Source organism: Streptomyces sp. MnatMP-M17 (assembly GCF_900091995.1).
Lineage (GTDB): Bacteria > Actinomycetota > Actinomycetes > Streptomycetales > Streptomycetaceae > Streptomyces.
Map to the genome: position 1 here is coordinate 1 of NZ_FMDK01000282.1, position 14,464 is coordinate 14,464.

Below are 14,464 nucleotides of genomic sequence, written 5' to 3' on the forward strand. Positions count from 1 at the left end.
GAAGGTCATGGCGGGGATACCCCCGATCGAGCCGTATCCGATGCCGGCAGCGGGCGACTTGCCCGGCAACACCGCTCAGTGGACCGTGGATCCGGACCGCGCGGTGCTGCTCGTGCACGACATGCAGCGCTACTTCTTACGGCCGCTCCCCGGGACCGTCCGCGATCAGCTCGTACGGAACGCCGTCCTGCTCCGCGAGCGCGCCGTCGCGCTGGGCATGCCCGTGGCGTACACGGCGCAGCCCGGCGGTATGACCGACGAACAACGCGGCCTGCTCAAGGACTTCTGGGGACCGGGCATGCGGGTGGACCCGGCGGACCGGCAGGTTGTCGAGCCGCTGGCCCCGGCGCCGGAAGACGGTGTGTTCACCAAATGGCGCTACAGCGCCTTCTTCCATTCCGGTCTGCTCGAATGGATGCGTGAGCGCGAGCGCGATCAGCTCGTCATCTGCGGTGTGTACGCCCATGTCGGTGTGCTGATGAGCGCGGTCGAGGCGTTCACCAACGACATCCAGCCCTTCCTGGTGGCCGACGCCGTCGCGGACTTCTCCGAGGAGTACCACCGGCTGGCCGTCGAATACGCGGCACAGCGCTGCGCCGTGGTCGCCACCACGGACGGGATCCTCGCCCAACTCGACAGGTCCACCAGCCTGGCCGTCCTCGGCGCACACGAGGCCGGCGCATGACCGGGACCGAAAAAACCGACAGGGCAGCGGTGCCGGTGGCCGCGGATCTCCTCGACCAGGTGCTGGCGCCGAGGCCTCCCGCCTTCGCTCTGCTCCACCGCCCGGAGGCGACCGGACCGGGAGCGCTGGATGTCCTGGTCGGTGAGATCTCGACGCCGAAGACGCTGGCGGACCTTCCCGTACCCGAGGAGTTCCCGCACACCGGCGGCCCTCGTCACGACGTGCTGGCGATCGTTCCCTACCGGCAGATCGCCGAGCGCGGCTTCACCTGCGACGACGACGGTGAGCCGCTGATCGCGATGACCGTCACCGGCCAGGGCCTGCTGTCGGTGGCCGATGCGCTGCGGCGGCTTCCGGACGTACCGATCGCCCTGGCCGACGGCCACTTCGACGTGGACGACGACACTTACGCCGATACGGTCCGCAGTGTCATCGCCGACGAGATCGGTGAGGGCGAGGGCGCGAACTTCGTCATCAAGCGCTCGTTCGTCGCCGACATCACCGGCTACACACCGCACAGCGCGCTGTCGTTCTTCCGGCGCCTCATGCGAGGGGAGTCGGGCGCCTACTGGACGTTCATCGCCCACACCGGCACCCGTACCTTCGTCGGCGCCACACCCGAGCGGCACATCAGCCTCTCCGGCGGCAACGCCGTCATGAATCCCATCAGCGGCACCTACCGTTATCCGCCGTCCGGGCCCACGCTGCCGGAGGTGATGGACTTCCTCGCCGACCGCAAGGAAGCCGACGAGCTGTATATGGTCGTCGACGAGGAACTCAAAATGATGGCCCGGATCTGCGACTCCGGCGGCCGGGTGGTGGGCCCTTATCTCAAGGAGATGGCCCGGCTCGCGCACACCGAGTACTTCATCGAGGGACGCAGCACCCGTGATCCGCGCGAGATCCTGCACGAGACGATGTTCGCGCCGACGGTCACCGGGAGCCCGCTGGAGAGCGCCTGCCGGGTCATCAACAAGTACGAGCCGCAGGGCCGTGGTTACTACAGCGGAGTGGTGGCCCTCATCGGCCGTGACGCACACGGCGGCTCCACACTGGACTCGTCCATTCTCATCCGAACCGCCGACATCGACAGCGGCGGACGGGTACGGATCGGTGTGGGCGCCACGCTCGTACGCCACTCCGATCCCGCCTCCGAGGTCTACGAGACCCGGGCGAAGGCGGCCGGACTGCTCGCGGCCCTGGAAGCGGACGGTCCCGTACGGTTCGGTGAGCATCCGAACGTACGGGCCGCCCTGGAGCGGCGCAACGCGACCATCGCCGGCTTCTGGCTGGCGGAGGACGCGGCGCGGCTCCGGCCCGAGCCGGTGCTGGCGGGCCGCCGCGTGCTCGTCGTGGACGCCGAGGACACCTTCACCTCGATGATCGGCCACCAACTCCGTTCCATGGGGCTGACGGTGACGGTCCGTCGCTTTGACGAGCCGTACACCCTGGACGGTTACGATCTCGTCATCATGGGCCCGGGGCCCGGGGATCCGCGTGAGACCGGCCACCCGAAGATCGCCCATCTGCGGTCCACGATCGGCACACTGCTCGAAGAGCGGCGGCTGTTCCTCGCGGTGTGTCTGAGCCACCAGGTGCTCAGCATGCGGCTCGGCTTCCCGCTGGTCCGCAGGGAGGTTCCGAACCAGGGCGTACAGCGGGAGATCGACCTCTTCGGGGCCCGGGAGCGGGTCGGCTTCTACAACACGTTCGCCGCCCGCAGCGCCGAGGACCGGGCCGAGTGCGGGAGTGTGGGCACCGTGGAGGTGAGCCGCGATCCGGAGACCGGTGAGGTGCACGCGCTGCGCGGCCCGCACTTCGCCTCGCTCCAATTCCACGCCGAGTCGGTGCTCACCGAGGACGGCGTACGCCTTGTCGGCGCACTCATGACAGAGGTGCTGGGCGGACGAAGGCCCTGAGCGCGGCAGCACAGCAACAGCACACCAACGGCACAGAACGAAACGGTCGCCATCGTGATCACGATGGCGACCGTTTCGTTGTGGTCAGCTCTGTTTGGGTGCGAGCTGCGCCAGGAGCGTCAGGACCGCGAAGGCCAGGATGACCACCAGTCCCGGATAGAGCATGGACAACTCCGTACCGGGCAGGATCGCCGCGGTGACCACGGCGAGACCGAAGGCACCGCCCACCTGGAGCGAGCTGTTGAGCAGCCCGGCGGCGAGGCCCTGCTCGTCGTCGGACACGCCGTTGGTGCCGGCGACCATCAGTGTGGCGATGCTGAGCGCGAAGCCCACGCCCCACAGCACCGAGGCGGGCAGCAGAATCAACCACAGATTCGGTTCGGGGCCGATGAGCAGCATCAGCAAGTAGCACGGAAGGAAGGCCACGAGACCGACCATCAGCACCTTGGTCACACCGAACCGGTCCATCAAGGCGCCGAGTTTGGGCCCGATGATGACCACCATGAGCCCCGCCGGCAGCAGCACCAGCGCCATCTGCCACGGCTGCCAGCCCTCCAGGTCCTGCAAGTACAGGGCGAGCAGGAACTGGAAGCCCATGGCGCCGCCGTACAGCAGGCCGATGCTGATGTTGGCGGTCACCAGGCCGCGGTTACGGAACACGCCCAGCCGGATCAGCGGGTCCTTCACGGTGCGCTCGATCACCACGAAAGCGGCGAGCAGCAGTACGGACAGGGCGTATCCGCCGATCGTCCGCAGCGAACTCCAGCCGACCTCCGCCGCGGAGACCGTGGTGAAGACGAGGAGCAGCATGCCGGCGAGCAGGGTCGCGGCGCCGCCGATGTCGAGCCGCGGCCGTTCGGTGCGCGGTGGATCCGGCGGCAGGAAGCGCAGTGCGCCGAACAGCAGCAGCAAGGAGAGCGGGATCGGCAGGATGAAGATGGACCGCCAGTTCAGTCCTGCGAGCAGGCCGCCCACCAGCAGCCCGGAGGAGTATCCCGAGGCTTCGAAGACATTGAAGATTCCGAACGCCTTGTTCCGCTGCGGGCCTTCGGGGAACGTCGTGGTCAGCAGCGACATGGCCGCCGGTGCCGCGAAGCCCGCCGCCATGCCCTTGACGAAGCGCGAGACGATCAGCAGGACCGCGTCATCGGCGATCGCGCCGAACAGCGACACGATCGCGAACGCGGCCATGGCGATCACCAGGACGCGCCGCCGGCCGAACAGGTCGGCGACCCGGCCGCCCAGCAGCAGGAAGCTGCCGAACGCCAGGATATAGGCGCCCACCAGCCACTGCCCGGTGGCGGCGGTCATCCCGAGCTCGCTCTGGATCTCCGGAATCGCCACGACGATCATCGAGACGTCGAGCCCGTCGAGCAGGATCACGCCGCTGAAGATAAGGATCGATACCCATAATCGCGCTGACCAACGCAGCGGATCCTTCTGCACCTCGGGTGCCGGCGCCTCGGGCGCTGCCAAGGCGTCGCCTCCCGGCCGGTGTTCACTCGGAGTCGAGCTGCCTGACATTAGGCACGTCCCCTCCCAATAGACTGTCTGAAGCGCGTTCAACCAGCGTCCGCGATAGTTGTACACGCGCTATATTGCACGAGCCTGATAGTGCCTCAAGCAAGCAGCCGTTCGCAAGGGGGGTGTGGTGCCCGTGTCGATCAGTGACGACTCCGCCGAGGCCCGCGCGCAGGGCTGGCGCACTCTGGCCGCTCTGTACGCGCGGATCGAGGACGCGCTCGAACGGGCGCTGCAACGTGAACACGGCCTGTCGGTCAGTGAGTACGGCGTACTCGACGTGCTCTCCCGGGAGGGCGGCTCCTGCCTGAGGATGAATCAGCTCTCCAGGGCCGTGGTGCTGAGCCAGTCGGCCACCACCCGGCTGGTGGGCCGACTGGAACAGCGCGGGCTGCTCCAGCGCTATCTCTGTCCCGACGACCGACGAGGCGTGTACACGGAGGTCACCGCCGAAGGCCGGGCCGCGCTGGAACGGGCGCGGCCGACCCACGACGATTCACTGGCCGGCGCGCTGCGAGAGGCGGAGGAGCAGTCGGAACTGGCACCTCTGGTCGACGCGCTCGGCGCTCTTCCTTCCGCGCATCGGCATGCCGGCCAGTCCGGTTGACGGTGTCCGGACGGTTCTCGGTCAGCCGTTCCGGGTGATCTCGAAGACCTTGTAGGTGACGTCCACGCCCTCCAGCCGCCGGTCGGCGCTGTCCAGCAGCGTCAGCGAGGTGCCGGCCTCGGCGGCGAGCTGGGCGATACGGTCGGCGTCACCGAGGGTGTTGAAGGTGACCAGGGCGCGGCCGCCGGGCAGCAGCCAGTCGTGCACCTCGGCGAGATAGCGGCCGAGGGCGGTGTAGCCGCGGTCGAAGATCGCCCACTCGAAGTCCTGGGTGAACTCGAAGTTCGGCGGCGCCTCGATGACACTGCAGTTCCAGAAGACCGTGTCGAAGCGGTCGTCCGGGTCGAGCTGCGCGAACACATCGCTGCGCAGCACGCGGACCCGGTCTTCGACACCATGCCGTTTGGCGTTGCGTACGGCGCTGTCGACCGCGGTGTCGGTGATGTCGGTCGCGGTCACCTGTGCACAGCCGTGCAGCGCCGCCCAGACGGCGGTGACGCCTGCTCCGCAGCCGATCTCCAGGAAACGGCCGCCCGACGGGTACGGAATGGCGCCGGTGTACCACTCGGTGCCGGTGCCCGGGCGGGGAGCGTAGGTCCCGGGGACCAAGTCCCACTCCTTGCCGAGGAGTTCGAAGGTGGAGGGATCGGTCCCGACGGTGCCCAGCTGCTCGACGAGCTTCTGCCCGAGGCGGTAGCGCTCCTCGAACTTCTCGGATGTCTGATCCATGATTCTCCTTGGGCAGGTGTCGGTGTTCGTGTCGGTGGTTGCGGTGTTGCGGTTCACACGGACATGAGCCGCTTCAGGTCGGTGGCGTACTTCCTGATGAGGGACGGCGAGAGCCGCGGAATGTCCTCGGCCGGGCCGATCTTGGCCGCCTGAACAGCGGCACGGAATCGACCGGACGGTATGAAGGATCCGCGGATCACGTTCTCCGGCTGCTCGAATCCGTGGATGAGCGGCAGTGCGGAATGCTGCCGCTGCCCTTCAGGCAGTGCGCGCATGGCCGCCTCGAACCGGGCGAGCCAGTCTCCGTAGTCGTCCACCCGCTCGATCCGATGGCCGGTGTCGTTCAGCCAGTCGACGAAGACATCGAGCGATATTCCGTCGTCGTGCGGATTCACCAGACTGAAGGTCCGGTATCCGTCCGTGGTCTGCCCGCCCAGTGCCACGACGGACGCGGCGGTGAAATCAACGGGCAGGCCGTCGTAGTGAGCCCGCTGACGGTTTCCTTCGCTGTCGGTGCGGTAGAAGGAATACGGCGCGATACCGGTGGCGATGACGCTGAACAGCAGGCGGGTGAAGAGATCGGGGACGTTGAGCTGGCCGCCGTACCGGCTGTGCGCGAGAATCATGTTCGACCGGAAGGTGGTGACCGGAAGACCGCATGTGTCGTGCGCTTCCCGGAGCAGAACTTCCCCGGCCCACTTACTCGTCGCGTAACCTCCGGCATAGCCTTCGTCGGTCTGCTGGACCGGAATGGCGACTCGTACGTCGGAGTCCTCGTCGAGGGCCGGCTGTCCGGCGCGGGAGGTGGCGACGGCCACGCTGGAGATATAGGTGAACGGCTTGATCCGGCTGGTGAGTCCCAGCCGGATGAGCTCGGCGGTTCCCACGACATTGGCTTCGAAGAGATGGTTGTACGGAAGGACATGGTTCACCAGGGCGCCGGCATGGACGATCAGATCCACATCGTCGGACAGCCGCTTCCAGGTCGTGTCGTCCAGTCCCAACTGCGGCTCTGCGATATCGCCCGCCACGACTTCCAGATGACCGGCGGCCAGCTCCTGGAATGTGCGGACCAGGTCGGCGTCGCCACTGCTGAACGCCTCGTCCAGTCGCTTTCTGGCCGCTGCCGTATCTCTTCCGCGCACTACACAGATCAGTTTCCCGCCCGTCGGAGCGAGCTTCTCCAGCCATTCCAGGCACAGGAAGCGGCCGAGATAGCCGCTCGCGCCCGTCAGCAGCACGGTCCTGGGGGGTCCGTCCGGACGGGGAAGGGACCGGGCGTCGGCGATCGTCCGCGGATCGATGAATTTGCCCAGAGTGAGGTCCTTGGCATGGACCTCGGTACTGTCCTGGCCGTGTACCGAAGCGAAGCTGGGCTGATTCAGCCCGCTCGCACGCTTTGCCTCGATGTAGTCGGCCACCTGTTGCAGGTCGTACGCCGGGCTGATGACCATGTCCACAGGAACGCGGATTCCGAAGATGTCATGGAGCAGATTGGAGAAAGAGACCGCGGACAGGGAGTCTCCGCCCAGATCCCTGAAGTGTGCGGTGGGGCTCACCTCGACCATGGAGCCTGCGAGCAGCGCCCGGGTGGCCCGCTGGATTGTCTCCAGCACCGGCCCGTCATTGCCCGTGCGGCGCACTTCGAGCAATTCCTTGGTCTCTCGTGCGGTGATGTCGGAATACAGCTCTTCGAGGCGTTTGCCGTACCGGTCCAGAAGCTGAGGCCACAGCAGCTTTCGATGGTCCGAGAGCAAGCCGTTCGCCTGGCTGAAGGGCTCGGTCTCGATCAGGAAGTCACGCGGAATCTCATAGGAGTTGAGCTCCGCCTCTTTCGCGATCTCCTGGAAGGACTCGCTGAGAAGCTGCTTCAGGGTCTCCGTCCGATGACCGAACTGCTCAAGAGCGTCCGGAGTCGGCACGACCACGGCGAGCAGGTAGGACCGTTCGCTGTTGCCGTAGACGAAGATCTGCCGGACCAGCGGACTGACGGCGAGGATGGCTTCCAGACGCGAGGTCGCCACGAACTCGCCCTGCGACAGCTTGAGGACGCTCTTGCGGCGGTTCAGGATGATCAGCTCGTCCGGCCCGAGCTCCGCGACGATGTCACCCGTCTTGTAGAAGCCGTCCTCATCCATGATCTCTGTCGTCAGCTCGGGCTGTTTGTAGTACCCGGGAATGATGGCTTCCGTCTTCAGCAGAAGCTCTCCTCGCGGATGAGGAGAGTCAGTCCGGTAGTAGCCGAGCTCAGGCACATCAACAAGCTTGTAATCGATCACCGGCGGGCGCAGCAGCTTATTCTCGACCGAGATGGCCGCGGCCTCCGTGGAGCCGTAGATGATATGCAGCTTGAAATCCAGCAAGGACTCCACGAACGCGCGCAGTTCGGCGGACAGCGGCGCGGAACCGCAACTGGCCCAGGTGAGTCGGCCGCCGAGGATGTTCTTGCGCATATCCGCCTTGACTTCGGACTCGATGGTATTCCGGTCGACACCGTCCGTCGCCCGCCGGTCGAGTTCGCTCTGGTACTTTTGGAAAAGCATTTCGCATACACGCGGCACCAGCGACAGTTCCGTAGGACGCGCCAGCGCGATGTCCTCGAAGAAGGTCGACAGATCGCTGCTCGCCGTGAAGTAGCTGATCCCGCCGCGCGCCAGCGTGTTCTTCAGTGAGGAGTGGCCGGCGACATGGCTCATCGGCATGTAATTGATGTTGATCGCATGCGTGTCGGAGAACAGCTTCGACCAGGCGCCGCCCCACATCGCACTCGTCAGCCGCTCGGTGTACATGGCGCCCTTCGGCGTCCCGGTACTTCCCGATGTATAGATGAGCATGGCCAGTGGATCTTCATCGTCGCCGGCCGTGAACAAGGGTGCTCTGGGCAGCGTGGATCCTCGTTCGAGAATCTCGGACAAGGACTCGATGACCACATCGCGGCCGGCCTGTGCCAGACGATCGCGGGCGGATATAAAAGTCTCAAGCTGATCGCTGACTTCCGGATGGTAGTCGAAGACCACCAGGCGCCGGGCCGAAGAATTCCGCAGTATCAATTCGACCGCGACATCAAGACGTTCAATGCTCGCGGCGACCGTGAACGGCTCCGTCTCGCTGACGATCGACTCCAGTTGAGAGACCGGAGAGCTGGTCTGGAGCGGTACGCTGACCGCGCCGAGATGGGCGCAGGCCAGATCGACCGTCGCGTAGTCACGGCTTGCGAAACCGAGGATGGCGACCCGCTCACCCGCGCTCAACGCATGTGCCGGATTGTGGTGCCATTCATTCGCCACCGCACGGACACGGTCCCACAGTTCGCTGAAGCTGGTCGTCTCGTATCGTGGCAGCAGACGGAGCGAAACGCGGCCCGTGTCCGGGTCCCGTGTGAATTCCTTTGCGCGCTCGCCGACGGCGGGCCGGTCCGCGTAGCGTTCCATGACATGTGCCAACGTTTGCGCAAGCCGCATTCTGGGTCTCCGCATCGCATCACTGGCCGACTTTTGTGGCAGGGAATGACGGACTGGCGCGTCGGCATACACGCCGACGACGGCACGCTCTTCTTCAGGACGGTCCGTCTCAGGACCGCCCTTTCCTTCCCGCCAACTTTTCGCCCGATGCTACCCAGAGCCGAACCAGGTTCCGGAATAAACAATCGACGATCTGTCATGTCGGCCGGATGAGACCCACCGCTCCTCAACCGTCCAGGGCCGCCGCGAACTCCTTTGATCTTGGTGCAGTCGCTGGTCGGACCGGTCGGCCCAGGACAAGGACCGCCGCATACGGCGGCGCGGTCGTCAAAGCCCGGTAGGCCGGCCGCGATATCGCGCCAGGATCGGTAATGGTCCGTACCGATTAGTTGGTGCCGTGGTAACATTTGCACGATGCATGTGCATATGCCTATGCCGATTTCAAGGCCGAGTGTGTAGGCCGCGGTGGCCCCGGCGGCGCCCTCCGCGGCGCCGGCCCGCGCAGGGCGCGATCCAGCCAGGCCGTGTAGCGGCCGACCCGGAGTCAGGTTCCTTCGTCGTCTCTCTGTGGCATTTTCTTGTGGGCATGTTCTCGTGCGTTTCACCCATCGCTCACCACCCTCCCGGAGCGCCTCATGGCCAAGCAGGACCGTGCCGTACGTACGCGTCGAGAACTGATCCGTTCCGCCGCGGAGGTTTTCGACCGGGCCGGATTCGCGGATTCCTCCGTTACGCAGATCTGCGCCCGGGCCGGTGTCAGCCACGGTGCGTTGCACTTCCACTTCGGGAACAAGCGGGCGCTGGGGGAGGCGGTCGAGTCCGCCGCGGCACAGACACTGCTGTATATCACCGGAAACGTTCCGCTCAGGCACCCGGCGCCGCTCCAGCTGCTGGTCGACACCTCGCACACGCTGGCACAGCGGCTCTCCTGCGATCCGGTGCTGAGGGCCGGGTTCGGCCTCGGCAGCGACGCGACATGGCAGGGCGGTGTGAATCTGTGGCAGCAGTGGCAGGACTGGGTCCAGCTCATGCTGACCGTCGCCAGGGACCAGGGCAGTCTGGCCGCCGATGTCGTGCTCGACGATGCCGTTTCCGCCATTACGGCCGTGATAGCCGGACTTGAGGTGCTGGGACGCAGCGACGCCCACTGGCACTCACGCCAGGCGGTCACACCGTTCTGGCGGCTGATGCTGCCTCAGTTGTCGGCGGAGACGGTACGGGCCCAGATCGACGTGACGGGCAGCGGCGCGGCGCCCTTGAGGAAGCGCGAGTGGCCCATGGACGAAGTCCGGGCCGGTCGCAAGGACATGGCGCGGACCTGCGACGCACTGTCGGGCTGCTGACAGCCGGCACGGTCCTCGTGGACCGCGTGGCGGGCGACGCGAGGTACTACGTGGCTGACAACGCGGCGGGCGGACCGAATCCCGCTTGTGCCGGGAACGGGCCTGCCACACTTCGCCCATGGGTAAAGATCTCCTCTCCGGCAAAGTCGCCCTCATCACGGGCGCGAGCAGCGGCATAGGTGCCGCAGCGGCACGAGTGTTCGCCGAGGAAGGCGCCGCGGTGGTCCTCACCGCCCGCCGGAAAGACCGCCTGGCTGACCTGACCGATGAGTTACGGGACAAGGGAGCGCGAGCGGCGTATGTGGTGAGCGATGTCTCCGTACCCGAAGAGGCCGCCAGGGCCGTGGACTTCGCTCTGACCGAGTACGGACGCCTGGACTCGGCCTTCAACAACGCGGGCATCGGCGGCGACCGTACTCCGCTGCATCTGATGTCGGACGACGTCTACGACACCATCATGGACACCAATGTCCGTGGCGTCTTCAACTGCCTGCGGTACGAGCTGGCGGCGATGCTGGAGCACGGCGGAGGCTCCATCGTCAACAACAGCAGTGTGGGCGGCCTGGTGGCCATCCCCGCCGCCGCTCCGTACATCGCCTCGAAGCACGCGGTCATCGGCTTCACCAGGGCCGCCGCCGACGAGTACGCCAAGCAGGGCATCCGTGTGAACGCCGTGGCTCCCGGCACCACACGGAGCGAGATCACCACCGACTGGTTCGGCCGCAATCCCGGTCTCCAGGAGCTGGCCAACTCGCTGACTCCTCAAGGACGTACGGCGGAACCGGAGGAGATCGCGGCGGCGGTGGCCTGGCTGCTCAGTGACCGATGCCCGTTCCTGACCGGCACCGTGCTGCCGGTGGACGGAGGCTTCGTCAACCAGTGAGCCGGCCGGCCCGGACCGCGCGCTCTCCTCCACCGCCTCACCTCACCGGGCGTTCACCATGTCAGCCCGCCGGACCCTCATCGCTCCACCTCACCGAACATGACCCGGAACGCCGGTTCCTCGCCCTGTGTGCCGCTGACCTGGACGGCACACCGGTCGGGGCCGGGCGCCGGCAGCGACTCGGCCTCGATCCAGCACGGCCGGTCGAACTCGACGTACCGTTCGTACGTGATGGCGACCCGGCCGGCCATGAAGGGCGCCGCCGGGCCCAGCAGCGCATGCGCGGCCTGGTAGGCGGCCTCCAGCAGGGCCAGTCCCGGCACATGGTCCACGGGATGGTCGAAGAGCAGATGGTTGCTTGTGTCGTTGCGCAGCAGCCAGCGGTGCGGCCGGTCGCCGGGGGCGAGCACCACATCGGCGGCGGAGGCCCGACCGGCGAGCTTCGCGTCCATGGGCGCCGGCAGCGGCCAGGATCCCCAGTCGACAGAGAGATGGGCGCCGCGCACCCGACGGTAGACCGGCGGTGAGATCCAGCGGAACTCGGAGGCCGCGCGGGCCACCGTGACACCGCTGCGGAGGATATGGAATCTCAACTTCAGAGACGTGCTGGTGCGTCGGCTGCTTCCGGTCGCCGCCACGGTGATCCGGACATCCAGCGTCTCGGTCCGGTCGCGCGGAATGCGAAAGCCCGGTGCCACCGTGAAGTCGAGGCTGTCCAGCATGGTTTGGTGCGTCAGCGGAACCTCGTACGCGGCGTGCGCGATGACCAGGCCGCTCTGTCTGATGGTCTGGGTGAGTAATCGTGGATCGTACGGCAGGTCTCCCTGCACGGCCGGCCATCTGACGCCCACCGTGAACTCATGGGCGCCGACGCGCTCCCAACCTGTGACGAGTACGGATTCGTCGCGCTTCAGATGAGCGTAGGCGCCGAGGAGAGTCGATGGCGGTGTGGACGGACGCGGTGCGAGAGCGAAGTAGTGCAAGGTCCCCCCTTGAACTGACCGGTCTGCGCAGGTCAATGAATTGTGCTGTTAAAGTACCGGCACTCCGTCCGGTTTCTACCCAAGGTAAATGTGAGTTCACGCAGTGGTAAAGAAAGTGTTGGGGGAGGCGTGAGGTGGTGAGGCAGGAGCGGGCGATCCACACCCGCAGGATCATCCTTGAGGCCGCGGCCGAGATGTTCAACGAGCTCGGATACGACGCCACCACCATCGGCGGCCTCATCGAACGGATCCAGCTCACCCGCGGTGGCCTGTACTTCCACTTCACCACGAAGGAGCAGCTCGCACGCGGTGTGCTGGACGAGGCGGTGACCATGGAAGGACTGGCTCCGCAGGACTTCAAGCTCCAGGAGTGGGTGGACCTGGCGCTGCTCCTCGCCTACCGCCTGCCCAGGGAGCCACTGCTCGGCGCCGCTATCCGGCTGTCCGTCGACATCAAGGCCCGCGGTCTCCTCGGCACTCGCTGGCCCGACTGGATCAGCGTGGGGCAGGAGCTGCTCACCGAGGCCAAGGAGCGGGGCGAGTTGCTCGTGCATGTCGACCCGGGCGACACCGCGCGGCTGCTCGTCGGGGCGTGGACCGGCGTACAGCAGATCACCGAGACTCTGCCGGACCGCGACTTGTCCGAGGAGATCTCGTGCCTCTTCGAGCTCGTTCTGCCCAATATCGCCAGCGCCGGTGTGCTGGCGAAGCTGGACACCTCGCCGCAGCGCGCCGAGCGCCTGCTCAGGGCGGCGGAGAGCTCCGCGGAGCCTTCCCGGCCGGCGTGAGGACTTAAAAAACCTTCAACGCGACCTGTTTTTCCCGTGGTTCCCGATGCGCCCGGGGATCAGTGCTGTCCTGCCGTAACGGTGTGCGGCTTTGCCCGACGTCGATTCGTGCAGGTCGCAACGGATCTCGTGGTTGCAGCAGGGCAGCCGTTGTCCGCGCGGGCCTGTATAAAGAAACGGGACAACTGTCCTCTTTTTTTGAGAGGTTCGAGGTTGGCGGCGGCATCGGCACGGCGCGGTGCTTCGCTCCGGCTGGGCGGAGTGGCGGGTGAGCAGGGGGGATCCACGATGCGAGATCTTCATCAGCGCGCGTATATGGACGAGGAGTTGACCGCCTCGGCGGTGCCGGCGGCCCTGGACGCCGAGCTCAGTGAGTGGCTGTTCGGCTCGCTCCAGCGCAGCGGACAGCGGATCAAGGCGGAGCAGTACGTCCGTGGTCTCTTGTCGGTGCAAGGACGCAAGACGCTGCGGAGCATCGCGGCACAGCTGGACGGCGCCGCGGCGCAGCAGAGTGTGCATCACTTCATCAGCGAGTCGCCCTGGGAGTGGATGCCGGTACGGCGCGCCCTCGCTCGGCAGGTGCAGCGGACGCTGGCGCCGGACGCCTGGGTGATCAGGCCCACGCTGATTCCCAAGGCCGGGTCCCACTCCGTCGGCGTCGACCAGCAGTCTCTGCCGCTGGGAAGGACCGTCAACGGCCAGCACGCGGTGGGTACGTGGCTGGTGTCCGGGCGGTCCGCCGTACCCGTCGACTGGCAACTGCGCCTGTCCGCCCGCTGGATGGTGGATCCGTTGCGGCGACGCGCGAGCGTTCCCGCGGATGCCACGGTCGGCACCATCGAGGAGTGCGTGCGTGTAGCGGTGGCCAATGTCCTGGCTATGAAGGACGTGCCGCGCGGGCCGGTCGTCGTGGATGTCGCGGACGTGGACGCGGCATCGATCGCGCGCTTCCTCTCGTCGATGGGGATCGCGTTCATCGTCCGGGTGAGTCCGGAGGCGCAGTTGCGGCTCGACCGGTCCGAACTGCCCAAGTACGGCGGTCGGGAGCGCACGGCCGGTGAGCTCGCCGAGTCCCTTCCGCGTCTTCGGCAGCAGGTGAATCCGGGCGACGGCCCGACGACGGCCGTGGCGATCCCTGTGGTGGCATCGCCTTCGCGGAGCGACAGAATGCTGCTGCTGGGCGAGTGGGGCCCGGTCGGGCACCCACGCCGCCGGCTCTGGCTCACCAACGCCGATGTTCCCTCCGCCGTTCCCGCCCTGCGGCTCACCCGGCTGCCGGGCGTCGTTGTGCGCGACTTCGCCACGATCTCCGAGAGCGTGGGAGTACGGGACTTCGCCGGGCGGTCGTTTCCGGGCTGGCACCGCCACATCACGCTGGCTTCTGTCGCCCATCTCGTCGCCGCCCTGGAACTACGAGGCCTGACGGCGAGTACGGGCCCGAGCCGAAGGTGACGTGAGCCACACCAACGGGACTACCGTCCGGTAACTTGACACTCTCTCCCGGCGTGTGATGGCTCCGCCTCGTCCGATCCTTACTGTCTCGTT

At 66.6% G+C, this 14,464-nt stretch carries 11 protein-coding genes; 7 read left to right on the forward strand and 4 right to left on the reverse strand.

Going from position 1 to position 14,464, the window contains the following annotated elements; translation table 11 throughout:
- The first annotated feature begins 7 nt into the window (after positions 1 to 7).
- Both GA0115259_RS13355 and GA0115259_RS13360 read left to right on the forward strand, forming a co-directional pair.
- Positions 8 to 685, forward strand: a complete 678-nt coding sequence (locus GA0115259_RS13355; RefSeq protein ID WP_093595708.1) for an isochorismatase family protein — start codon at positions 8 to 10, stop codon at positions 683 to 685.
- Positions 682 to 2,604, forward strand: a complete 1,923-nt coding sequence (locus tag GA0115259_RS13360; RefSeq protein WP_093595637.1) for an anthranilate synthase family protein — start codon at positions 682 to 684, stop codon at positions 2,602 to 2,604. Before GA0115259_RS13355 ends, GA0115259_RS13360 begins: the two co-directional genes overlap by 4 nt.
- An 84-nt stretch (positions 2,605 to 2,688) precedes the next feature.
- Here GA0115259_RS13360 and GA0115259_RS13365 read toward each other — a convergent pair whose 3' ends face one another.
- Positions 2,689 to 3,987, reverse strand: coding sequence for an MFS transporter (locus tag GA0115259_RS13365; protein ID WP_218104216.1), 1,299 nt, complete (start codon positions 3,985 to 3,987; stop codon positions 2,689 to 2,691).
- 274 nt (positions 3,988 to 4,261) lie between these two features.
- Between GA0115259_RS13365 and GA0115259_RS13370 the strand changes: the two genes are divergently transcribed.
- Positions 4,262 to 4,732: a MarR family winged helix-turn-helix transcriptional regulator gene (locus tag GA0115259_RS13370; RefSeq protein ID WP_093595643.1), complete on the forward strand. Its 471-nt coding sequence runs from the start codon at positions 4,262 to 4,264 to the stop codon at positions 4,730 to 4,732.
- 21 nt (positions 4,733 to 4,753) lie between these two features.
- Here the strand turns inward: GA0115259_RS13370 and GA0115259_RS13375 are convergent, their stop codons facing one another.
- Together GA0115259_RS13375 and car are read right to left on the reverse strand one after the other, a co-directional pair.
- Positions 4,754 to 5,461, reverse strand: a complete 708-nt coding sequence (locus GA0115259_RS13375; RefSeq protein WP_093595646.1) for a methyltransferase domain-containing protein — start codon at positions 5,459 to 5,461, stop codon at positions 4,754 to 4,756.
- A 53-nt stretch (positions 5,462 to 5,514) separates the two neighbouring features.
- Positions 5,515 to 8,994, reverse strand: a complete 3,480-nt coding sequence (gene car / locus GA0115259_RS13380; RefSeq protein WP_305129409.1) for a carboxylic acid reductase — start codon at positions 8,992 to 8,994, stop codon at positions 5,515 to 5,517.
- Between the two features lie 563 nt (positions 8,995 to 9,557).
- Between car and GA0115259_RS13385 the strand changes: the two genes are divergently transcribed.
- Both GA0115259_RS13385 and GA0115259_RS13390 read left to right on the forward strand, forming a co-directional pair.
- Entirely contained in the window at positions 9,558 to 10,265 is a 708-nt protein-coding gene (locus GA0115259_RS13385; protein ID WP_093595652.1) for a ScbR family autoregulator-binding transcription factor, read from the forward strand.
- A 118-nt stretch (positions 10,266 to 10,383) separates the two neighbouring features.
- Complete coding sequence (locus GA0115259_RS13390) at positions 10,384 to 11,148, forward strand: SDR family NAD(P)-dependent oxidoreductase (RefSeq protein ID WP_093595655.1); 765 nt, start codon at positions 10,384 to 10,386, stop codon at positions 11,146 to 11,148.
- A 77-nt stretch (positions 11,149 to 11,225) separates the two neighbouring features.
- Here GA0115259_RS13390 and GA0115259_RS13395 read toward each other — a convergent pair whose 3' ends face one another.
- Positions 11,226 to 12,131: a ScbA/BarX family gamma-butyrolactone biosynthesis protein gene (locus GA0115259_RS13395; RefSeq protein ID WP_161230364.1), complete on the reverse strand. Its 906-nt coding sequence runs from the start codon at positions 12,129 to 12,131 to the stop codon at positions 11,226 to 11,228.
- 134 nt (positions 12,132 to 12,265) lie between these two features.
- Here GA0115259_RS13395 and GA0115259_RS13400 point away from each other — a divergent pair, with 134 nt between their 5' ends.
- Together GA0115259_RS13400 and GA0115259_RS13405 are read left to right on the forward strand one after the other, a co-directional pair.
- The gene (locus tag GA0115259_RS13400; protein WP_093595661.1) at positions 12,266 to 12,919 is read left to right on the forward strand and encodes a ScbR family autoregulator-binding transcription factor; all 654 of its coding nucleotides are present in this window, start codon (positions 12,266 to 12,268) and stop codon (positions 12,917 to 12,919) included.
- A gap of 288 nt (positions 12,920 to 13,207) precedes the next feature.
- Positions 13,208 to 14,371 (forward strand): IS701 family transposase, encoded by a 1,164-nt coding sequence (locus GA0115259_RS13405; protein ID WP_237539976.1) that lies wholly within the window; start codon positions 13,208 to 13,210, stop codon positions 14,369 to 14,371.
- Positions 14,372 to 14,464 lie beyond the last annotated feature (93 nt).